Here is a 21,937-nt window from a genome sequence, read left to right as displayed (position 1 = left end):
CGATATCAAGTAGGTCGGTCCTGGAACTACACCGGTAAGGCGGAAGGGCGGGATGCCGTCCAGACCTCCAGAAACCGGTGCGCAGGCGGTGATCCATGTTCATCTGTAGCCTTAGCAAAACCCCAGGTTCAGCGCCGTTTGCTCGCCGCCTTGCGGCCTATCGGCGCCTCTATCTCCTGATAAGCGTTCGCGGAAACAGTCGTCTGATCGTCTGCCAAGGCACGAAAGCGGACCGGAACGTAACCGCGTGTGAGCAGGCTTGCGAGCGGATAGACGTTGCGGCAGACCCTGCCGTTGCAGCCGCCCGTCGAGGATTCCATGACCTCCGCCTTGCGATCCGGCGTGAACCGCAGGAACAACATCACGTGGGAACCCGGCTTGTTCAGCGCGTCACCAGGCTTGAGGTCCCAGGGGTTGGTCACGGGTGCGGCGATCGCGGGGATCGCGGCGGTCGTGTAGTGAACCGAAAGTCCCCATGTGGCGCTGACGAACGCCGAGCAGTCGACGCCGGCCACATCCGGCCGCGGTTCGTTGCGGGTGCAGACATTGCCCGCAAGCGTCCCGCTTTCGATCCGCTGCCGGAAATTCGCGAGCGAACCATGGCAGCCCCAACAATAGGGCACGCCCCGCACTTCCTGGTTCACCTTGCCCTGCAGATACCACGGCCGGCGAATCCGGCTGAAACCGGAGCATTGGCTGTCGGGATCGCTGCCGTAGTTCGCCGGTGTCAGCTTCCACTGAATGCCTTCAAAGGCGAAGGCCGTCTCGATCGCTTGCTGGCGATTGGACGGCCGTACGGCGGCGGTCGCGTTGAACTTGATATCCGGCTGCGCCGCCGGCGCGGCCGCCGTGCGCGACGGCCTGACGTCAATGACGGATACCTTCCCCAGGGGCCGGAAGCCGACGCCAACGACCTCAACACCCTCCGGCTTGGTACGCAAAAAATAGACATCGCCGTCGCCTGAGACGGTGACAAACCGCCGGGTGACGGGTGTGTTCTCCAGAGGCAACTCGTAAATGCCCTCAAGGCGTCCGTTCGCGGCATAGCGTGCGACGAATGTGGAGGCATTCTTACCCGAAGGAGGAATGTCCTCGGCCAGCACGTAGAAGCGGTCACTGTTGTCAATCTCAAGAAACTCCACGGTGCCGAGCTGGTTGCGGACGCGCAGGCCGAGCTGACCGATGGTCTCGTTGGAGACCATCGTTTGGATTTCCACCCGAACGCTGGCATTGCCCTTGTCGGGAATGATGTCGGCGATCACCGATCCCTTGCTGCGCGAGGCGATATACTGCCGGTCGGGCTGCCGCGTCGTTCTCACGATGGCCGCGCGCGTGTTCTGATCCAGCAAATCGGTTGGGCTGCTCGGCGCCTGCGAGCCCATCTGTGCGAAGGCCGAAATGGCGACCTGATCGTCCGCTCCGCGGGATGAGACTTCCTCCAGCTGGATCACGTCTCCGCCCAGCCCGCGGGTAGACTGTCCCGGTGCAGCTTTCAGCGTGCGTACGCCGCCGTCCCAAACCATGATGTCGTCGTTACGAACAACAAGGTCCGTGGGCTGGACATCGCTTGGCATCTTCAGGATGTCGGGAGCCGCATTCGGTTGTTTAGGGTCGAACTGCAGAATGCGGCCGTTGACCTGATCAAGCACAAACAGATTTCCCTGTCCGTCCGCGCTGAGCGCTTGCGGGCCCACGAGTTCGACGTCCTTGCCGGCCGGGACGATCCCGACCATGGATGCGGCCGAACCGTCGGCAAAGCTTCGCACGACGGAATCGTCGGCCCTTGCCACGCTAGAAGCGATGGCTGCGCCGACGATAGGGAGCCAGATCCAGCTAGATGGACGAAGCATATCCGCCTCAATGTAACCGAACCGAATCCCGCGTCAGTCCGACTAATCCAAGACTGCGCGAGAGTAGCGTCAATTAGTGGCGAGCAACCCCAATTTCGTTCAACTCCTTCACTGGACGGTGATGGTCCGAACTCCTTCAGCTTGCAGTGCAAAATCATGGCCAGAAACAGATTTGAGCAAGTCAGCGAAATCCAGCCCGACGCAATTACTCTGGTCTTGAGGCGCGACGACCAAGGCGCCTCCGGGTCAATCGTGTTGCCAGCCGCCGCAAGCGGGGGACGCTTGAGCAGCGATCAGGTCAGCGCCCAACTACCTGCCCAGGACGCCTTTCGCGGCGCGATCCGTCTAGCCAATGACATGAAGCTCGCGATCGTGGTTTGCGACCCGGATGGCGTCTGGAAGCCGGAATGGGGAGATCTCTACCAGGCGATCAATTGATCCCGCGCTGCGGCGCCGCATGGAGGCCGGCATGGCAAATGGAGCGTTAGGCGGGCTGTCATTGAGATTGCAAGTCCTGATGATCGCCCTGATGGCCGCAACCGGTTGGCCCGCGCAGGCGAACGACTCCGCGGCCGAATTGTCCATCGGCGGGCTGCAATTCGTTCGCACCAAGGATGTGGCCATGGCGAGCGAGGAGCTTCGTATTGGCTTGGACAGGGTCAGCGTACGCTACCAATTCGTCAACCAGACAAGCAAGCCGGTTGCACTCACTGTCGCCTTTCCGCTGCCCGACATCGATTTGTCCGAAGCCGAGAACATTGCCTTTCCATCGAGCAATCCGGTCAACTTCGTCGAGTTCGAGACCAAGATCGACGGCATCGCGGTGCCGCTGACCATCGACCAACGCGCCATGGTCGGCAGCAAGGATGTGACCGCCCTCCTTCGTCAATATAAGCTGCCTTTGCTGCCGCTCGGCGATCGGGATATCCGGATCGCCGACCTGCCTGCGGCAACCCGAAGCAAGCTGATCGATGGCGGCCTTCTGATGCCTGCCGGTATGAACGACAACGGTCGCCAGCAATACATGCCTGGCTGGATAACCAAGACTTCGGCTGTTCGCGAGCAGGTGTTTCCTGCGGCGCGTACCGTCACTGTCGAACATCAATACCGCCCGAGCGTCGGCTCCAGCCCTGACACGGTCCTGCGCTCGGGTCTGCGTCGTAGCGCAGCGCTAGGTCCCGAGGTCGAGCGATACAGGCGAGACTATTGCATTACGGATGCGTTCCTTGCCGAATTGGACAGGCGTGCAGGCAGCGACCAGGCGAATACCGCAAGGCTGCAGGAGCGGCGTATCTCCTACGTGCTCAGGACGGGCGCGAATTGGGCAGGTCCAATCCGGTCCTTCACATTGACGATCGATCCGGGAAGTGACGACCATCTGGCCAGTTTTTGTCCCGGGCGGCTCAAGCCATCATCTGCAAACAACTCGCGCCAATTTACGGCGAGCGACTTCATGCCGGATGCCGACCTGAAGATCTTGATAATCGGCAAGTTCTGAAGAGTAGCTCAATTCGTGAGCATCACATAGCGCGCGGCCGCAGTGATGGTCACGTTGCCGCGCTGAGCTTCGCTGGTCGCCTGCAGGAAGAAGGTGTCGGCAGCCATCGGTCGCGGCTGGCGCAACGAATCCAGAACCCGCGGGACCGCAATGACCAGCAGGAGTTGCGGACCGATCGTCCGCTCCATCGGGAGTGCAAAGGAAAGCGAGTCGATGCCTGGCTTCAGGAGATAGGACAGGCTACGCACCTCGCCGCGATCCGAGACCATCAGCAGTTCCACCACCTGGTTGGCGAAATTCTCAACGGTCCCATTGAGAGTCTCGCCTGCCTTCAGCTCCGTCGCTGACAGGTTGATGCGCGGCGCACGTGCTTGGTCGCTTCCAACCTGGCTCAGGAATTTGACTGCCGGACATTGTGCTTGGTTCACCTGCCTGACGCCGACAGAGGCCTCAAATCCCTGCTCCTTTCGAAACGCTTTGTCGAAGGTATCGAACGGCGCTGTTGAAGCACCGTAACCTTCAATGACGGCTGCGCTCGAGCTCACCGCAACAGGCAGGATGAAGAAGCAGTCTCCGCCCGCGTATTGGGCAACGTATTTGCGGATGCGCTCGGCTCGACCCGGCCCGTCGGGAGACGGAGACGGTATCACCGCCGGCTTCAACGGCTCCTGATGTGCTGGCTGTGAGGGGGAAGGCTCGCTCGGCGGCGCGGACACCCCGGCGAGTTTCGGAGGTGGCGGCAAGGCCGCCAATCCCGACGTCTTCCAGACAAATCGATAGTAGGTGTACCCACCGCTGCCCAGCAGAAGCAGCAGCCCCGCGACGCAGGTGCCAAGCCAGATACGGCGAGAGTTCCGCGTGGTTGGTGGCGGCCGCTCCTGCGCGGACGCCCGGGCTTCCGACTTCCCCAATGGATCGAAGCCGTAGAGCGGCGCAACGGACGGCTGAGACGAAGCCCCCGGCGCCCAGTTGGCGACCTCCGCCATGGTCGGGCGCAATGCCGGATCCGGCTGCAGCATCCTCTTGAGAAGCGGCCTGATACGCATATCCACCGCGCCGAGATCGGGCACACGCCGACGTTTCTCGACCAGTTGAAACTGGCTCCCGCCCATATCGAGCTTCTGTCCGGTCAAGGCATGGAACAGCACGAGGCCGAAGCTATAGACATCGGACTTTGCGGTGACATCGTTGCCGTACAAGCCGACCTGCTCCGGCGACGCGTAATTGTCCTTGCCGGCGAAGCCGGAACCGATGATGGTCTTGTCACCCATCTGGGTTGACCGGGCGATACCAAAGTCGATGATCTTCGCGCGCCTTACATCGTCGAGCGGCACGATGATGTTGTCGGGGGAGACGTCGCGATGGATAATGCCGTGCTCATGAGCGGCCTGAAGGCCCGACGCGACCCGCTGCACCAACTTGACCAGCGCTTCGAAGGTCAGCGGCCCATCGTCGAGCATGTTCGACAGCGAGCGCCCGTTCACAAATTCCATCGCGAGATACGGGCGTTGCAGCACGGGTTCGACCGTGAACAGGAAGTAGCGAACGATTGCTTCATGCGGAAGATTGTGAAGCGCCGCCGCCTCCCGGCGGAACAGCGTAAGTGCCGCTTCGTTGTCGACCATGTCGGGTAGCAACATCTTGACCGCGACCGGCGATCCGGTCTGGATCTCGCGGCATCGGTAGACCTCCCCCATGCCGCCTGATCCGATCATCGCTTCGATTTCGTAAATTCCGTTGAGCCGGGTGCCGGCCGGCACACCGCGGTAGGATGACCGAAACGGATCGTTCGCGGTCATGGTCGCGGCTCCCGATTGAGCGGCGTTCTCGTGGGCTCTGAGGATCGTCGCGCGAGCAATCGCACGATCACGATCGTAACGTTATCGAGCCCGCCGCGATCAAGCGCGAGCGCGAGCATGTCGTCGCAGGCTGCCTGAGCAAGTCGAGTGGCCGCGTGCTGCTGAATCTCGTCATCCTGCACGTGTCGCGTCAAGCCGTCGCTGCAAATCACGAAGACGTCTTCTGGTTCGGCTGGACCGGTCACCACCTCGAACTCGGGTTCGGCGACAACGCCGACAGCCCGGGTGATGGCATTGCTCGGCCAATCCTGGACCTCTTCGCGCGATAGTGTGCCGCCGGCGATCAGCTCCTCCAACTCGCTATGGTCGTGCGACACCTGCGTGATACCGTAGCGATTGATCAGGTACACACGGCTGTCGCCCGCCCAAATACAGGCATAATGGCCGTCGCGCACGAGCAGGACTGCCGTCGTGGAGCCGACAATGGCACCCTGCCTTGCGTGGCTAAGTGCCTGGATCTGCTGATTGGCGCTGAACAGACGCGCTTCGCATTGCGCCAGCAGGTCCGCCGCCGAGTCCGTCGTGCCGATCGCATCGAGCGACTGCACCACGATGCGGCTCGCAAGATCGCCGGCCTCATGACCGCCCATACCGTCAGCGACGGCCCACAGGCCGACGTCGGTTCTCACGAGGTATGAATCCTCGTTTCGCGCCCGCACCCGTCCGGCGTGGGTCACGCTACCGACATCGAACAAGGACGGGACGTTTACCATCGCGCGTCATCCCGTCCCGGACACCGCGCGGCCAATGTCGCCGGTCAGCAGCGTGGAATAATGAAAGGGATCCGGCAGTCCGCGGCAACAGAGCGCGATCGGCGAGAAACCCTCGCCTCCGGCGGTCCACCAGAAACTGGCCGCGGCATAGACTTGCGGGTTGGCGCCGCAGAGCGTGCCAAGCGACTCGCCAAACCCATCGACCTTCGAAACCATTCCCAGCGTCGCCTCATTCAACATCACGATGGGCGATGCATCGGTTCGCGGCGTCAGCAGATGTGGGAGCGCGAGACGATCCACCGCATCGGAGATCTGCTCGAACGTCGCAGCCCGGTCCAGGGTCGATAGCAAAAACGTCTCCACCTGCCCGAACCACTCGTCCTGCGGATCGATGTGCGGCGGCGGCAATGCGGCGGCGTCATCAGATACCGCATGCAGCGTCAACGGATAGTATCGACCTACCCCGTCAAGCGACGGCATGATCGCTCCCGCGACGGTGGTGCCGCAGATTGCGGCACCAAGCCAGAATCGCCACACCGGCGCGGTCAGGAATGCTCCCTGCCAAGCCGCGCCGAGTTGATTGCGGCTCGCGGAGACGGCAGCCTGCACCCACGGCTCCCAGACTTCAAGGAAGCTCCGCGGCGTCGCGATCGCGATGAAATCACGCTTGGCGCCAATCTTGCCGAATAAGCCGCACCGCATGGTCATATTCCGGTTGGGCAACGAAACTCACGGAGCACTGACAGGTTTAGCGGATTGCGCAACGATCCTGTCGAGATCTGATAGTTGAGCTCCCGTCCGGCAACAATGAAGGTTGCGCTGGCGGTTTCCGCCTTCGCGACCAGCGAGCCGGCCTCCAGCATTCGGAACAATGACCAGGGACCGACGCGCTCAAGTACGGATGGCGAGCCTGTCTCGTTGCTGACCGAAATTGCTGTCCGCGGCGACGGCCCGGGCCAGAGCACCGTCGTCGGTGAGTTGCTCTGCGGCGGCGGCGGGGCAGCGGGTTGCGGCGTACCGAACATGGAGGGAGCTGCGGCTGGTCCTGGCGTAGTGGGGCTAGTGATCGTCGTGCCACCGATCTCGGTCTTGACTGTGATGCCCGGTCCGGCCGGGGGCGGCGGCCGAATCGCAAAGGACACCGCCGGCACACCGCCGCCAGTCTGGAAAAAGGCATCGCGGATATAGGCGGCATTCTGAAACTGCTTCAATGTGTCAGGCGAGAACGATCGGCCGACAGGACTTTCCTTTCGCCAGACCCAGTCCGAGCGCGACGTATCTGCATAAGGCGCCAGGAACTGGGTGAAGAACTTGTCCATGACGCCGTTCGGGCTGAACAGCTTGGCGAAGTCAGCGAGCGGCACTTCCTGACCGCTGCTCCGTACAAAGGGATAGCGGTTGGTCACCGTCTGCTGGCAGACCGGCGTGACTTGATCGCGCAACGACTGCAGGATCTGACCGGCCGTGGAGGCGGCGATGCTGCCTTCAAACTCCGTGGCCGCAGCCCGCAGCATATCCGAAAATGGTGGCGGCATGCGCGAGGCGTTGTTGCGCAGCGCTGCAACCTGGGTCTGCAGCCCCGCAGTTGCCTGCGCCGTCAGTTGCGGATTCTCCACCATCAGCGTCAGATTCTGCGCGATGTCGTTGAGGTTCGCGATCGTCGAGTCGATTGGCCGGCGCGTGCTCTCCCCTTCAAGCACCGCATGGTAGGGCTTGAACTGCGACTCGATCGCCGCGCCCGGCGTGCCATCCTGGGCATTGTTGAATAGTGCAGGCGTGGTCACGGCAGGGGGCGCTGCCGGCGTACCAGCACTTGCCTGCTTCGGGCGCTCCTTCGTCAGCATCGTCTCGTCGCGCACCGACTCCAGGATTTGCCGCATCGGCGAGGTCGGCGCCGAAAGCGCCCTCAGCACCTCGTATTTCGGCTTGTCGGAGAGCAATTTCTTCAGACGCAGACTTCCAAGCGCAGTACGCCAATTTGTTACGAAATCGTTGGAATAGATGCTGAGCAGATCGCCAGCCAGGTTGTCATACTGCTGGTCAATTGCCGACTGCTGGCCGGCGTCACCCAGCACCCACCGCTCCCGCTTCATGCGCTCCGACAATCCGGGCAGTCGAGCAATGAACTTCTGATTGAAGCCGTTGTAAGTGAAGAACTCGGGCACCCGTACGTTGTCCAGGGGTTGCCCAGTCGTGGTTTCGAAGACAACTGCCACGTCCGGGCCGCCGCGGCGGCTGACAACCCAGTCACCGGCGTTCGATCCGCGTGCCTCCGACTTTAGAAATTCGTAGGCACGTTGCGACACGCTGAGGCGCGCCAGCGAATTCTGGGCCTGCTTGATCAGCCGGCCGTCAAGCTCGACCAGCGGCGGCTGCTCAGTTTCGAGGTCGAACATTGCAACAAGATTTTCATCGAGCAGACGCCGCCCTTCCGCATTGGTCGCGCCGGGATAAAGGTTGTCCGCCCAGTCGCGCTGCATCCAGGAGCGGATCAGCTCGCGGTCCGGGGATTGCAGGCCGCCAAGCATCAGGTAGACCTTCAGCGCCTCATAGACGAAGGCAGGCTCATTGATACGCGCATTGAGCTGCTCTTCCAAACGGTACAGCAAGCGAGGCCTGAACATGCGCTCGAGCGCAGTGTGATAGGCTGCCTTCGCGGGCGACAACAGACGCGCGTGCTGACTAAGCCCGTAACGCGCCGAGAACGCTACCGGCTCATTCCGTGACGCATAGCCGGCGGGGGCGTTCCGCAGTCGATAGAGTAGCGGCAGCACCTTGTCGAGATCGTGATCGGCGATCAGCGTCTGCTTGATGAGCGGCGCCCCGGCGGCCGCATACTCCTTGTCCGCCTGCAAACTCTGCTCGATCAGGTCGGAGTTGCGCTTGTAGCTTGTCAGCCAAACACCTATCAGTCCGATCGCCACCAAACCTATCACCGACAGCGCCGCGGTCTTGAGGATCAGGGCGCCACGCACTGCAGCACGGTCGGTCGAAACCCAATCGGCCTCGCCGATGATGACCTTCGAAATCAAATCAGCAAGGAAATAGCTCTTGCCGGTTCCGGAGTATGATCCGGCACCGACTTCTTCCGCGCCAAATGTACGCGCCAACGATCCGATCAATTGATCGATCGGCGTACCCTGCTGAGTGCCCGAGGTGAAATAGAACCCCCGCAGATTGGCGTTCACGTGGTACCGCGTCGGCTCAAAAATCTGATTGAGGAAATCGTGGATTTGCGGCTTGAGCCGCGCCATCTGCGCCGGGAAGCCGAACAACTGCACCCGGTGCTGCGGCGTCGGCTCGTCCTGGAGACGGTCGAGCGTTTCCTCGCTCAGGCGCTCCAGCAGGCGATCGAACTCGACCGGGACCTGCCCCACCAGATTCTGGGTCTTGTCGGCGGTCTGGAAGGTGGCGCCCCAGACCTGGCGCCGGCCGGGCTCGCCGAGATAGGCGAAATATTCGGTGAAACCGGCAACGAGATCGGCCTTGGTGAACAGCGCGTAGACCGGGAAACTTACCTTCAGTCGTTGATGCAGTTCCAGTAGCCGCATCCTGATGGCATCGGCATGAAGCGCGAGCTCCTGCTTGGGCAGCGTCAGCACGTCCTCCAGACTGATTGCCACAAGAACGCCGTTGATCGGCTGGCGCGACCGATTTTTTTTCAGAATGTCGAGAAAGGACAGCCAGCTTTCCTTGTCGGCTTTGCTGTTTGAGTCCTGGGTTGTGTAGCGACCGGCGGTATCGATCAGCACCGCTTCCTCGGTGAACCACCAATCACAGTAGCGAGTGCCGCCGACCCCGGCGATCGCCGCCGGCGTTGCCCCCCGCGCGAGCGGAAACTTGAGCCCCGAATTCACCAGCGCGGTGGTCTTTCCCGCGCCCGGCGGACCGATGATGACGTACCAGGGCAGATCGTAGAGATAACCGGACTTGTTGCCGCTCGCAGTCTTGAGCGTTGCGAGCGCGTCCTTCATGCGCTCCTTGAGCACCGGCTCGTCGCTGACGGCCTGATCGGCGCCGCTGACGCCGTCAGCGATTTCCTTCGCATTCCTGCGTCGCTTGAAGAAATGGAGACCGGTGACACCTGCTGCCGCGGCGCCGAGTAGCAGGATCGCGATCTGGCGAATGATGTGATTTTCCAATGGATGCCAGTCGCCGAAAGCAATGAAGGGACCGGCAAGGTAGATCACCGCCCCAAGCGAGCTGAGCCCGACTCCATAGAGAACGATGCGTAGAATGTCCTTGGCGAGCATTTACCGGTACCTGTCGCTTACGCGTGAGCTTGTGGCATCCGTCTATTCGCTACGTTCGATGAAGATTTCGACTCGACGGTTTTTAGCCCGTCCCTCCGGTGTCGAATTGCTGGCAATCGGTGAATCCGATCCCTTGCCGTCGACGTCGATGCGCGAACCATCGGCGAGGCCGGGTTTCAGCGCGCCGGCAACCGCCTTGGCGCGCTCGACCGACAATTCGAAATTCGAGGGGAAACGCACGGTGCGGATCGGCGAGCTGTCGGTATGGCCAACCACTCGGATGCGGCCGGGCTCCTTGTCGAGCGTCGCCGCAACGCGGGCCGCGATCGGCTTGAAGCCATCCAGGATGGTTGCCTGGCCCGAGGCAAACAATGCGAGATCGCAGACCCTGATCACGATGAAGCTCGCCGTTTGATCCGCCGTCATGGCGCAGGCCGTCTTCTCCTGTGCAAGCGCGTTGCGAATGCGCTGCAGCTGGGTAATGCGATCTGGGGGTGGCGGCGGAGGTGGAGGCGGCGGCGGCGCAACGACGCGGCGCTTGAGTTCGATTGGATCGCCGGGATGCAATGCCAGCGCGACTTCCGCGGCATTCTCTGCACGGCCAGCCAGCAGTGTCCGCAGCACAAAATAGGATCCCGTCAGCACCGCGGCGACCACGGCCGCCACCAGCCAAACCGGAATGCGCAGGTGCTTCCGCCGACCAGCCAAAGCCTGGCCGCGCCAGTGCGGCGACAGATCGTTGGTCGGCTTGGGTCGAACCCGGCGCAACGTCTCATAGAGGTTGCGCTGGATCACCTGGAGGTTCGCAAGCCCGCCCGGCGACGTCCGGTGAATGCCTTGGAACCCGAGTGCAAGACAGGCGTGCTGGAGTTCGAGCACCGGATAGTTGACGAGCGGATCAGTCTTCAAATGGTCAAGAATCTCGAAGAAGCGTACGCCACCGACGCGTTCGCCGAAGAACCGGCTGAGCATCGAGTATTGCGCCCAGACGTGTCGATCGTCGGTCGGAATGTGTTGCACGATATCGTCGGCGGTAGCGCACAGGATGTACTTCGCCGTATTGGCCTGGTGCTCGGAAATGCCGGCCGAGCGGATATCCTTCTCGAAGAACTTGATGGCGTCGGCGACCTGCTCCATCAGGCTCGCGAATGACGCCCGCATCAGTGCTACTCGCAGCCGGCCAAGCAGCTGCAGCAAGGGGCCGCCGGCGCGCATCACCGGATTGGCGTTTGGCGCGACCAGATCGTCGACACGCAAGGGCGGTCCGGGCGGCAGGATCGGTTGCTGCGCCGGAGCCTGCGCCGGCGTCGAAATCCATTCCTCCGACGGCTGGCTGGTCGGCGGCGCAGCGTAGCCTGCGCCCTGCGGCGCGGGCGAAAATGAAGGCGGAGGCGACGGGCCACCCGGCGAAGCCACGGGCGATGGCGAGTACGCTGGACGGCTTGCAGGCCCCTCGCCTGCTGGAGGTTGAGGAGGCGGAGCCGGCGGCATCTTCCCGCCGGGGTTCGGACGGATGATGGTCCGCTCACCCCGACCGAAAGGGTTAACCGGCTTGTCCCTGTCGGTCATGGCCGCTCTTCCAGGATCGCCCAAAGGTACAACTCAAGCTCCGGCCAGTCGCCGGAAAAATGCATCCCGATCGACGCCGCTGTGCTGAACTCTGGCCACAGCGGCGACTTGCGATCGAGATAGAAATAAACGTGGTCCGTGATGGCTCGGATGTGCGGTGGCGGCGTCGGCAAATGCACCAAGGTTAAACCCGGCAGGTTTGCGTGCACGATCTCGGTCATCTTGGTGTTGGGCCCGACCTTGAACAGGTGCGGGAATTCATTCTGGATCTCGACGAGAGGTCGCCGCGCGGCAACCTCGAGCACCAAGGTAGCATTTCGGAACAACGCCCGATCGCGGATCGGCGACACAAATGCGTTCGGGGCGCGTTCGATGATCTCCAGACGAATCGCTCGCCTGCCCAGCCGCGCACTGAGGAAGTCCTGGATGTCGCGCACCAGCGGCGTGAAGACGTATTCGAGGTTATCGTGATCGTATGCCGGGTAGTCCCGTGCGCGTCGTTCGGTGGTCGCAAAGGTCGCAAGCTCACCGGCAAACCGCAGTAGTTCTTCGTACAGCCGCTCGGGATGCACGCTGCCAGACCGCTTGAAATGAGCCAGCACGGGAATGGTCCGGTTCAGCACCTGCAGCACCAGGTAATCGACGCTCTGCAAGCCGCCGCCGGACGATGGATCGACCGCGTAGCGTGCAAGCTCATCGAGTTTGGTCTCAACCCAGCCAATGATTCGATTGAGCCAGCCATCGACGACCGGATGTGCGGCGCAGACCAGCATCGGCGGAACAAACTTGTCATCAAACAGGATATTCTTGTCGCGTACTTCGAGGATGCGGGCGATGCCGAGGCCCATGTATCCCGGCTTGCTAGTCTTGCGCAGCTCGAACGATAGCCGCGGATAGACAATGTCAATCTCTTCCTCGATGCGCAGCGCCGAGGTTGAATCGATAAACGTCTCGGAAGTCCGAACGTAGCGACTTGCGCTGTCGGTGCGATCCTCATCCACCTCCCGCGTGTTGGGCGCCGCGACCGGCATCATCAGCCAGACGATCTGGCCTGCGGCCGAATCCGGCACTTCGATCGCTTCCGGGATCGGACTGTCGGCAGGGATATCGAACGGCGTCCCATCGGGCATGACGCCGGTCGCACTGCGCACGGCGAATTTGCTCTGCTGTGTAAGATCGTTGTCGATCTCGAGCTGCGCAAAGCCCCACGGGTACGGTGTTGTGTAACGAACGCGCTTTTCCAGCAGATGCTCGAGATAGCGGTCGTTCTGCTGCAGATGATGCGGCCGCAGAAACAGACCTTCCGACCAGAAAACTTTGCTGTACCAGGACATTCCTGCATCCACTTGGCAATGATCGGCGACGGCATCGTCACCGACGGTTCACTTTGACCCCGCCTTGTCTGCGCGGTCGTAATATTCAGAGAAATGAAGCATGAAGGTATCGATCGGCGCGCTCTCGTCGCGACCGAGATGCGCCTTCCAGCGCGTCAAGAACTCATCCCATAACTTACTCTTGTTTGAGCCGAAAAAGGATCTTGCACCGCGCTGAAGCTCGAGCTCGCGCGCCATCAGCGTTGGATCGATACTGGCGATCAGCCCGCTGACCGCATGCTGCATTGCCGCATAGGTCTTCAATTGATGGGATTTGAGATCTTTGAAGCCCTGCGCGAAGGCATGCGGCGCATCGAGGTAACTGCGCGTCGGCGGCCCGAACAGGATACGCATCGCGTCTTCCGCGGTCGGCGAGAATTTCAACGGATTGTTCTCGATGGCCTGGATGGTGGTTTGACTGGTGCTGCGGGTCAGTTGCTTGGCCTGGGTCCGCGCCTGCAGCAGAGCCATCAAATTTTCCACGGTCATGCGCAGTATGATGCCCAGCTGCTCCGCGAGTTCGGCCTCGGTCTTGTCGGCAAAGAAATTCTCCGGCAGTCCGGCAGCACGCGCCACCAGGAGCGCGAATTCGGGATTGCCGATCGAGGTGCCCGTAGCCGGTACCGGTTCGGCCACCTGCGGCCGCGGCGCTCCGGCATGCCCTGCCGAGGGCGCCGGCGGCGGCGCGACGGCCGTTTCATCGTCGACCCAGACCGATGGTCGGCGCGGGGTCGGCATCACGTGCAGCATGTCGACCGGCGGTTTAGGCGTGGCGATGGGACCGGCTGCCCAGCTCATGTCGTCATGCGGAGGCGGCTCTCGTTGAGGCATCTGGGGTGAATGCCGGACGGGGTCGACGCCCGCCGGCGGAACGCTCGCCGCCCAGTCCAGGAATTCCACATTGACGGGCCGCGCTGCTTCACGCGGCTTTCTCAACTGCTGGGGGTCGATTGGCGGCGGCACGTCGCGACCGGGAGCCCACAGTTCCTGGTAATCGGCGTGCTGCTGCGCGAGAGGAGCTTGCTGCTGCGCGCCATGGCTCGGAGCACCCTCGGCACGCTCGTCCAGGTCCAGCGAAACGCCAATGACATAGTGGCCGATGACGAGCCGATCGCCATCGCGTAGCCGATGCGCGCCCCGCATGCGCTGGTCGGCGCCGTTGAGAAAGGTGCCGTTGGTCGAGACGTCGTGCAACCAATAGCCGCCGTCGCGATAATGGACCTCGCAATGCTTCCCCGAAATCATCCGAGACGGATCGGGCAATGTCCAATCGAGATGACGATCGCGGCCTATATCGACCGAGCGACGGCCGGTGACCGTAAATGACACAGGTCCGCCATCGGGGAGGTTGGGCTCGTTCTCGATGTTGAAGCGAAGCACCATCACATCGTCTCGTCAGCGCAGAGGGCGCGGTTCGCCGCGTGCCAATTGAATACCATCCTCCAGGCAGGCCGTCATTATCCGGTCCCTGGACTCACGGGTAAGCCGGCAAAGCCCGATCAAAAGAGCCGCGCGAACCGCCCGCGCCGTCTGATCTGGCTTGGCCTCGACCGGAGCAAATTCCGCAGGGACGACGCTCCCGCCAGACCAGCCCGCCGCCAACGCCAGCCAAGTCGCCGGCTGTTCTGGATCATTGGCATTGCCGACCGCCAACGCCTTGTTGCGCGATTGCTCGTCTGGCTGCCGGACCCAGGTCTCTGCAAAGCTGAGTGACCTGCCTTCGTTGCCGTCGAAATTGTCGCACATCTGCCGAAGCGAGCGACATCCCCAGGCGACGGCCACGCGCCTGGGAAGCAGGTACGCGCAGAAGGATACAGCCTGGTGCCAGTTGCCTGCATCAGCGGCTTCCTGCAGGAAATCCAACGAGGACTTTTCCGGGGCGGCGTTACCGACGTCGTATCGCGCCAGCGGATAGGCTTCAAACAGATCGCGGACTGTGCTGAACCGAACTTGACCCATGGCCGTCAGCCGACAATGGTTGGTGTGCCGTGGGCAACCAACGGGCCGCCGGCCGCGAGCGCCATGGCGGCCTGCGCGGTCATGGTGATGGTCGGCGCGTTGATGACGATTCCGGCGGGGGACAGGATGATCTGGCTGGGACCAACCTGGAGGGTGATGTTGACATTGGCCGCAAGCGTGATGCTCAGCCCTGCGTCGACGGACTGATCCATCGCCAGCTTGATGTGCTGACCACCCAATTCGATATCAAGCTTGTCATTGCCGTTCTTGATTGTGGTCTTGCGGGTATCGCCGCCGAACGCGGCTTCACCGATGGTCCTGGTCTCGGTATCGCGGACCGTTACGTCGTAGTCCTTTTCGGCGTGCAGGGTGATCTTCTCGGACCCTCTCTTGTCCTCAAAGTTCCATTCGTTGTAGCCGCCCCCTCCCTTGGTCGAGTCGGACTTCAATCCCGCGATCGTCTTCTTGGACGGCAGATCGTAGGGCAGCTTGTATTCATCGTTGTACACCGTCCCGATAACCAAGGGCCGGTCGGGGTCTCCTTCCAGGAATTCCACGACGACTTCCTGCCCGACGCGCGGGATGATCTGACCGCCCCAGCGCTTGCCGGACCAGACTTGGGCCACGCGCAACCGGCACGACCGCTTCTTTTTTCGATCCCAGAAAAAGCGAACATAGATTTCGCCCAACGACTCGACGTCGATTTCCTCGCTCGAATTGTCGTCCTTGGTGACGACCTTGGCCGTCTGGATACCATTGATCCTCGGCTTCGGTGTCATCATGGGAGATCGAAACGGTCGATCGCTTGGCAGAAATTCATAGCTGCCGAAGTAGACGTGCTGTCCACCGTCGCCGGGACCGCCAGTGCGGTAGGACTCGACGGAAAACGAGTGAGCTGCTCGTACGACGAGATATTCAACGTTCTGCGAGTCTCTCGAATGCTTCTCGAGCTTGGTTAGTCCGCCGGGGAACAGATTGACGGCGTCGCCGTTGCCGCGGCGGCGCCGATCCATCGCCTGCTCGGCCTGGAGCTGGATCTTGGCGTATCGTTCGCCGTCGGATTTCTCCTTGAACTTGCCGGGATAGTCGTAGAACTCCATCTCGGATCGCGTGTAGTGCTCGGAACCCTTGGCGTCGCTGATCATCTGTGCGTTGGGTTTCTGGTAGTTGTAGTCGTTGAGCTCGAACTTTCCGGTGCGAAACCGGCGCTCGGAAACCCATTCATAAATATGCTGCTCCTCGCGGCGGTCGGATCCGGTCAGCGGGACATAGGGGATCTTTGCGAGACCGTTGATTGGACTGTGCGAGGACCTGGAGTCAGCCAGCACCAGCGTATGCTTGCCACCCTCATGCTTGAAGAAGTAGTAGATGCCGTGCTGCTCCATCAGGCGGCATACGAAATCCAGATCGGTCTCGCGATACTGAACGCAGTACTCGAGCTTTGGACATGAGCCCTCTTCGGTAAGCTTGGACTCATAATCCGTGAAGCCACGCTCGTTGAAGACCTCCTTGATGATGTCGGGCGCCTTCTTGTCCTGAAAAATCCGGCAATCGGTGGTGCGCGACAGTAGCCATAACCAGGGCCTCAGCACGATCCGGTAGCTGAAATAGTCGTTCCTGACCCCGAGCCACTGCGCTTCCGTGAGAATGCCGCTGAACTCGCGCTCCTTCCCGTGCAACTTGATGGTGAGCGTGCACTGCTGGCCGATCGCGCGATCAAAGTCGAGATCGGCGTCCTCGCTGAGGCATTCGATACGATATTCGTACAGTTCACTCAGACCTTCAGAGGCCTCGAACCTGACAAAAACCAGCACATCCTTGCCAAGGGGGGTCTTGAGCTCGCAAAGGCGGGTATCCTGGGTAAGCTGGCCCATGTGGGCGTTAAACTCCTTCGTTGACCGCACCATCCGCGCAATCGGCGCATCAGGTCGTCAAGCCTGAAACAACCGAAGTCCGAGCCAGCCATCGGTGGGACGACCGACCTGTCTGCCCGGTCTCGCCCTCTCCTGACGCGCCAAAGCTCGCGCCAGATGGTCCCGGCACTCCATGTAGTCGGCTCCAAGAGCTTGTTGGTTCACGCGAAACGGTCGTGGCCGCCGGGAATGAACCGAGGTCATCGTTGATCTGACCTAACAGACGATCGGATCATGAACCCCCGCCCGATCCGCCACTTGTGACGGACTTGGCAATGGGGCTAGAGCCCCTCAGACGGACCATCTTGGCATGCTCGATGTCACATCCCTGACCCAGCCCGTATCCCCGGACGATCCTTGCGGGCCTGACCTCGATGCGGCCGGGGATGTCCAGTACCTCAATTTCTTCGCAAGCGCGGAATCGCTGCTTCCAAAGTCGTACTTCGAGGTCGTCAACGCCAACGGAGAACGCGGACGCTTTGACCCAAAGGCCCTCGACATTACCGGCCAGTTCGCCGCTGCGCGGCCGCTCTTGGCACGCACCCGCGATCTACGCTTGACCATGCTGCTCGCCAAATTCTCCATCTTAAACCGCGATCTCGACGGCTTTCTCAGCTGCCTGAAAGCGACCACCCTGCTGCTGCGTGAACAATGGGAAGCGGTTCACCCGAGGGGCGATGACGGCGACTATGGTTTTCGCGCCGTCACCGTCGAGGCGATCGACGTGTTTCCGACGGTGATCAACCCGCTCCAATTCCTTCCCCTGATCGAAAATCGCAGGCACGGCAGCCTCAACTACCGTGCCTATCAGATTGCCAAGGGCGAAATTCCCGCCGCTGATGCCGATGTCGACATGCCCGATCTTGCAACCATCGAGCGCATTGTCGGCGAGACCGATCTCGACACCCTCAAGGCGGTGAGCGAACGCTGTTCCGCGGTCGCAGCCGAGATCGCCGACATCAAATCGGTTTGGCACGAAAAGCTAAACTCAGGGCAACCCATCAGCCTCGACAGGGTGGCGGGTGTCGCGAATGGCATGGCCAACTGGCTCGCGGCTCTGGTCACCGCACGCGATCCGGCCGCAGTTGCTCCATCCCCGGACGAGACTGCTCAAGACGGCCCGCAGCTTGCGATTGAAATCGCCGGTGCACTGACCTCGCCAGGACAGGCATCCGCGGCGCTAGCAGCCGCTGCCGACTATTTCGCGCGGAAGGAACCGTCGAGCCCAGCGCTTCTGCTGGTGCGGCAAGCACAGGACATGGTTGGCAAATCGTTTATCGAAGTGATGCGGATGCTGATGCCCGGCCAGGTCGAGAGCGCCGCCATCAATATTGGTCGCGACAAGGTTTTTGACCTGCCGATCGAGCGCATGGCGGAATTCGCGACATCGCTCCCATCTGCAACGGAAAACGACACACAAGCTACTGATTTTTCAGCAGAAAATAGAGTGCAGGCGTTGGACTTGCTGAGCAAGGTTGCATCTTTCTTCCGGACCGCGGAGCCGTCCAGCCCGATCCCGTTCCTGGTCGATCGCGCACGCGAACTCGCGCAGCGAGACTTCCTCAGTCTGCTGAACGAAGTCCTGCCAGAGGGCGCTCTGAAGACGATCGACAAATCGAATTGAACCCGCCTTCCGTTCGACGGGACTAACCAAACGGAAGGAAGCTCCGCCGACGAAGACCAAGGCACTTCCCAGCCTCCGTCGCGCAAGTCGGCTTCCGCAGCGATTTTTTGAAGAGGGCACCCAATGGCAACCGACAGCGGTCAAAAATTCATTCGCCGGAACCGCGCACCGCGCGTGCACATCACTTACGAAGATCCGTATGATGCCGAGCGGCTGATCGAACTGCCGTTTGTCATGGGCGTCTTGTCCGATCTTTCCGGCAACAACCCCGGCGTCGAGAAGGCGAAGGTCGAGGAGCGCAAGTTCCTCGAGTTCGACATGGACAATTTCGACAACCGCATGGCGGCGATCCAGCCCGGCGTGACGGCTCGTGTAGCCAATCGTCTCAGCGATGGGTCTGACGAAAAAATCTCCGTCAACCTGCGCTTCAATAAAATGTCGGACTTCACGCCCGTGGCGGTCGCCCGCCAGGTGCCCGCGACGGCCAAGCTGCTCCAGGCACGCGAACAGCTCGCCAACCTGCTGCGCTACATGGATGGCAAGGTGGGCGCCGAGGACCAGCTGAAGAAACTCCTCGCCGATCCTCAACTGATGGCCGCACTGCGCGAGCGCGCGGCCGGCCAGTCCACCGAACCCGACACCAACAGCTAAGGGAAGGATGGGGACCATGGCCAAAGAAGCTACCCATAAAGAGACCACCACCCAGGTCGGGACCGTCGAGGCTGACGAGTTTGCTGCCCTGCTGAAGCAAAGCTTCAAGCCGCGCACCGAACGTGCGGCAACCGAAGTCGAGAACGCGGTGTCCACGCTCGTCCAAGAGGCGCTCAAGGACACCAGCGTCATCAAGTCGGACGTGCTAGACACCATCGAGGAGATGATCGCGCGGATCGATCAGAAGCTGACCGCGCAGATGAACGAGATCCTGCACGCACCCGAATTCCAGGCGATCGAGAGCGCCTGGCGCGGCCTCCACTACCTCGTCTTCAACTCCGAGACCGACGCCAACCTCAAGATCCGGGTGATGAACGTCTCCAAGACCGAGCTGTATCGGAACTTGCGGCTCTATCCCGATGCGCGCTGGGATCAGAGCCCCCTGTTCAAGCAGATCTACGAGTACGAATTCGGCCAGCTCGGCGGCGAGCCGTTCGGCTGCCTGATCGGCGACTACTATTTCAGCCACCTCCCGACCGACGTGCAGCTACTTCGCGATCTCAGCAAGATCGCCGGCGCCGCGCATGCCCCCTTCTTTAGCGGCGCCGAGCCTACGCTGATGGGAATGGACTCCTGGACCGAACTGTCCAATCCTCGCGATATCGGCAAGGTGTTCGACACGCCGGAATACGCCGCATGGAAGGGACTGCGCGATCAGGACGACTCGCGCTATCTCGGCCTTTGCATGCCGCGCGCGCTGGGCCGCCTCCCCTACGGTGCCAAATCAGAGCCGGTAGAAGAATTCGCCTTCGAAGAGGAGACGGACGGACACACCGGTGACAAATACGGCTGGATCAACGCCGCTTATGCGATGGCAGTGAACATCAACCGCGCCTTCAAGGAGTTCGGTTGGTGCACGCGCATCCGCGGTGTGCAGTCGGGCGGCGAGGTCATCAACCTGCCGACGCACACGTTCCCGACCGACGACGGTGGCGTCGACCTGAAATGCCCCACCGAGATCGCGATCAGCGATCGTCGCGAGCACGAGCTTGCAAAGGCGGGCCTCATCCCGCTGATCCACCGCAAGAACACCGACAAGGCCGCCTTCATCGGAGCCCAGTCGCTCTACAAGCCGAAGAAATACTTCGGCGAGAAGGGTGTGGACGCAACCGCATCCGACAACCTGTCGTCACGCCTGCCTTACATGTTCGCAGTGTCCCGCTTTGCGCACTACCTGAAATGCATGGTTCGCGACAAGATCGGATCCATGAAGGAAAAGGATGAGCTGACGGTTTGGCTGCAAACCTGGATCAACGAGTACGTTGATGCCAATCCAGCCTTGTCGTCGGAGGCGCAGAAAGCGCGCAAGCCGCTGGCCGCTGCGAAGGTGGAAGTCATAGCAAACGAGGAGAACCCGGGATACTACAACGCGCGCTTTTTTCTCCGTCCACACTTTCAATTGGAAGCGATGGACGTCGGTCTCAGCCTTGTCTCGCGCCTTCCGGGCCCGGGCTCCTGACGCCGCGTTATCGCAACCCTCACTCATCCAGGTTTTTGAAAGGGCTATGCTATGGCTGTCGACATCTTTCTGAAGCTCGATCCGATCAAGGGCGAATCGCTCGACGACAAACACAAGGACGAGATCGACATTTTGAGCTGGTCGTTTGGCGAGAGCCAAAGCGGCACCTTCCACAGCGGGTCGGGCGGCGGCGCCGGCAAGGTCAACGTTCAGGATCTCCACTTCACGCACTTCGTGGACAAAGCCACGCCCGAACTCTTTAAGGTCTGCGCCAACGGCAAGCACATCGATACCGCGATCCTCACTGTCCGCAAGGCCGGTGAAAATCCGCTGGAGTATCTCAAGATCGAGATGAAGCATGTCCTGGTCTCCAGCGTATCGACCGGCGGATCGCATGGCGAAGATCGTCTCACCGAAAACGTGAGCTTGAACTTCGCGAAGGTGAAGATGACTTACAAGACCCAGACGGAAAAGGGCGGCGCCGGCGCATCGCCGACCTTCGGCTGGGACGTTCCGGCCAACAAGGAATGGGCCTGATCGTAAGCTTCCTGTCCGGTGCCGGCTACCAGCAATGGCAATCGGCGCCGGCGGTACAAGGGATTCTCAATGACTGTTGCGCCAAAGAAGGATCGGCTCTCTCCGCCATTGATGCTCGCCTTTCGTGCGGCTTACGACGCTCGTGATGCGCGCAAGCCAATCGAACTGCGCGATCAGTACGGTGAGCGAGTGATAGCGGGACGGCGCAGCACTGGTCGTTTCCCGATCTCAGAGACGTTGCTAAGGCGGGAAGTTTCGCATGACGTTGAAACGCTCCTTAATACTATTGCCCTCGAATCGACGCTCGACCTGACTGGCTACGCCTGCGTTCGCACCTCGATTTTGAACTATGGTTTTCCCGACATCGCAAACCGATCCATCGACGAGGTCACCGACGAAGAGCTCAGCGACGCCCTGCGCATGTCGCTTACGACGTACGAGCCTCGGCTCGATCGCAAGTCCATCCGGGTGCGGCGCGACACCACCGTGGACCCCGAACAGCTCAAGCTGCGCTTTTTCGTACAATCCGACCTGAAGTGCGAGCCGCTCAACGTGCCCGTGGAATTCGTCGCGGATGTCGACCTCGACAGCGGCGATATACAGATCAATCGACTATAGC

17 protein-coding genes are annotated in these 21,937 nt (G+C 61.3%); 7 read left to right on the top strand and 10 right to left on the bottom strand.

The window, feature by feature from the left end; translation table 11 throughout:
* Nucleotides 1–128: 128 nt before the first annotated feature.
* A complete protein-coding gene (locus FNJ47_RS11330) occupies nt 129–1,850 on the bottom strand; it encodes an NHL repeat-containing protein (protein ID WP_163153156.1) in 1,722 nt (573 codons plus the stop codon).
* 156 nt (nt 1,851–2,006) lie between these two features.
* Here FNJ47_RS11330 and FNJ47_RS11325 point away from each other — a divergent pair, with 156 nt between their 5' ends.
* Both FNJ47_RS11325 and FNJ47_RS11320 read left to right on the top strand, forming a co-directional pair.
* Nucleotides 2,007–2,288 (top strand): hypothetical protein, encoded by a 282-nt coding sequence (locus FNJ47_RS11325; protein ID WP_163153155.1) that lies wholly within the window; start codon nt 2,007–2,009, stop codon nt 2,286–2,288.
* A gap of 31 nt (nt 2,289–2,319) precedes the next feature.
* On the top strand, nt 2,320–3,348 hold the full coding sequence (locus FNJ47_RS11320) for a DUF4424 domain-containing protein (protein ID WP_235999828.1): 1,029 nt from the start codon (nt 2,320–2,322) through the stop codon (nt 3,346–3,348).
* 8 nt (nt 3,349–3,356) lie between these two features.
* On the opposite strand, the gene FNJ47_RS11315 is transcribed toward FNJ47_RS11320, so the two are convergent.
* From FNJ47_RS11315 to FNJ47_RS11275, 9 genes are all read right to left on the bottom strand, one after another.
* Nucleotides 3,357–5,147, bottom strand: a complete 1,791-nt coding sequence (locus tag FNJ47_RS11315; RefSeq protein ID WP_163153154.1) for a serine/threonine-protein kinase — start codon at nt 5,145–5,147, stop codon at nt 3,357–3,359.
* The gene (locus FNJ47_RS11310; RefSeq protein ID WP_163153153.1) at nt 5,144–5,920 is read right to left on the bottom strand and encodes a PP2C family protein-serine/threonine phosphatase; all 777 of its coding nucleotides are present in this window, start codon (nt 5,918–5,920) and stop codon (nt 5,144–5,146) included. The genes FNJ47_RS11315 and FNJ47_RS11310 overlap by 4 nt, the downstream gene beginning before the upstream one ends.
* A gap of 6 nt (nt 5,921–5,926) precedes the next feature.
* Nucleotides 5,927–6,628: a type VI secretion system-associated protein TagF gene (tagF, locus tag FNJ47_RS11305; protein ID WP_163153152.1), complete on the bottom strand. Its 702-nt coding sequence runs from the start codon at nt 6,626–6,628 to the stop codon at nt 5,927–5,929.
* Nucleotides 6,625–10,173, bottom strand: coding sequence for a type VI secretion system membrane subunit TssM (gene tssM, locus FNJ47_RS11300; RefSeq protein WP_163153151.1), 3,549 nt, complete (start codon nt 10,171–10,173; stop codon nt 6,625–6,627). Before tssM ends, tagF begins: the two co-directional genes overlap by 4 nt.
* 42 nt (nt 10,174–10,215) lie before the next feature.
* Nucleotides 10,216–11,589 carry a type VI secretion system protein TssL, long form gene (gene tssL, locus FNJ47_RS11295; protein ID WP_347341656.1) on the bottom strand — a complete coding sequence of 458 codons (1,374 nt, stop codon included), beginning with the start codon at nt 11,587–11,589 and terminating at the stop codon, nt 10,216–10,218.
* A gap of 149 nt (nt 11,590–11,738) precedes the next feature.
* Entirely contained in the window at nt 11,739–13,076 is a 1,338-nt protein-coding gene (tssK, locus tag FNJ47_RS11290) for a type VI secretion system baseplate subunit TssK (protein WP_163153163.1), read from the bottom strand.
* A 48-nt stretch (nt 13,077–13,124) separates the two neighbouring features.
* A complete protein-coding gene (tagH, locus tag FNJ47_RS11285) occupies nt 13,125–14,498 on the bottom strand; it encodes a type VI secretion system-associated FHA domain protein TagH (RefSeq protein WP_163153149.1) in 1,374 nt (457 codons plus the stop codon).
* Between the two features lie 12 nt (nt 14,499–14,510).
* Complete coding sequence (locus FNJ47_RS11280) at nt 14,511–15,074, bottom strand: DUF6931 family protein (protein ID WP_163153148.1); 564 nt, start codon at nt 15,072–15,074, stop codon at nt 14,511–14,513.
* Between the two features lie 5 nt (nt 15,075–15,079).
* Entirely contained in the window at nt 15,080–16,948 is a 1,869-nt protein-coding gene (locus FNJ47_RS11275; protein ID WP_163153147.1) for a type VI secretion system Vgr family protein, read from the bottom strand.
* A gap of 349 nt (nt 16,949–17,297) precedes the next feature.
* On the opposite strand from FNJ47_RS11275, the gene FNJ47_RS11270 reads away from it, so the two are divergent.
* The 5 genes from FNJ47_RS11270 (at nt 17,298) to tssE (ending at nt 21,936) form a co-directional block, all read left to right on the top strand.
* Nucleotides 17,298–18,611 carry a type VI secretion system protein TssA gene (locus FNJ47_RS11270; protein WP_163153146.1) on the top strand — a complete coding sequence of 438 codons (1,314 nt, stop codon included), beginning with the start codon at nt 17,298–17,300 and terminating at the stop codon, nt 18,609–18,611.
* 123 nt (nt 18,612–18,734) lie between these two features.
* Entirely contained in the window at nt 18,735–19,262 is a 528-nt protein-coding gene (gene tssB / locus FNJ47_RS11265) for a type VI secretion system contractile sheath small subunit (RefSeq protein ID WP_163153145.1), read from the top strand.
* A 16-nt stretch (nt 19,263–19,278) separates the two neighbouring features.
* The gene (gene tssC / locus FNJ47_RS11260) at nt 19,279–20,781 is read left to right on the top strand and encodes a type VI secretion system contractile sheath large subunit (RefSeq protein WP_163153144.1); all 1,503 of its coding nucleotides are present in this window, start codon (nt 19,279–19,281) and stop codon (nt 20,779–20,781) included.
* Between the two features lie 51 nt (nt 20,782–20,832).
* Nucleotides 20,833–21,318 carry an Hcp family type VI secretion system effector gene (locus FNJ47_RS11255; RefSeq protein WP_163153143.1) on the top strand — a complete coding sequence of 162 codons (486 nt, stop codon included), beginning with the start codon at nt 20,833–20,835 and terminating at the stop codon, nt 21,316–21,318.
* Between the two features lie 69 nt (nt 21,319–21,387).
* Nucleotides 21,388–21,936: a type VI secretion system baseplate subunit TssE gene (gene tssE, locus FNJ47_RS11250; protein WP_175068367.1), complete on the top strand. Its 549-nt coding sequence runs from the start codon at nt 21,388–21,390 to the stop codon at nt 21,934–21,936.
* Nucleotide 21,937 lies beyond the last annotated feature (1 nt).

Origin of the sequence: Bradyrhizobium uaiense, assembly GCF_010811875.1 — a bacterium.
In the GTDB taxonomy this organism is placed as follows: Bacteria; Pseudomonadota; Alphaproteobacteria; order Rhizobiales; family Xanthobacteraceae; genus Bradyrhizobium; species Bradyrhizobium uaiense.
The sequence above is the reverse complement of the archived record's forward strand: the minus strand, read 5'-3'. Positions and strand labels throughout refer to the sequence as shown.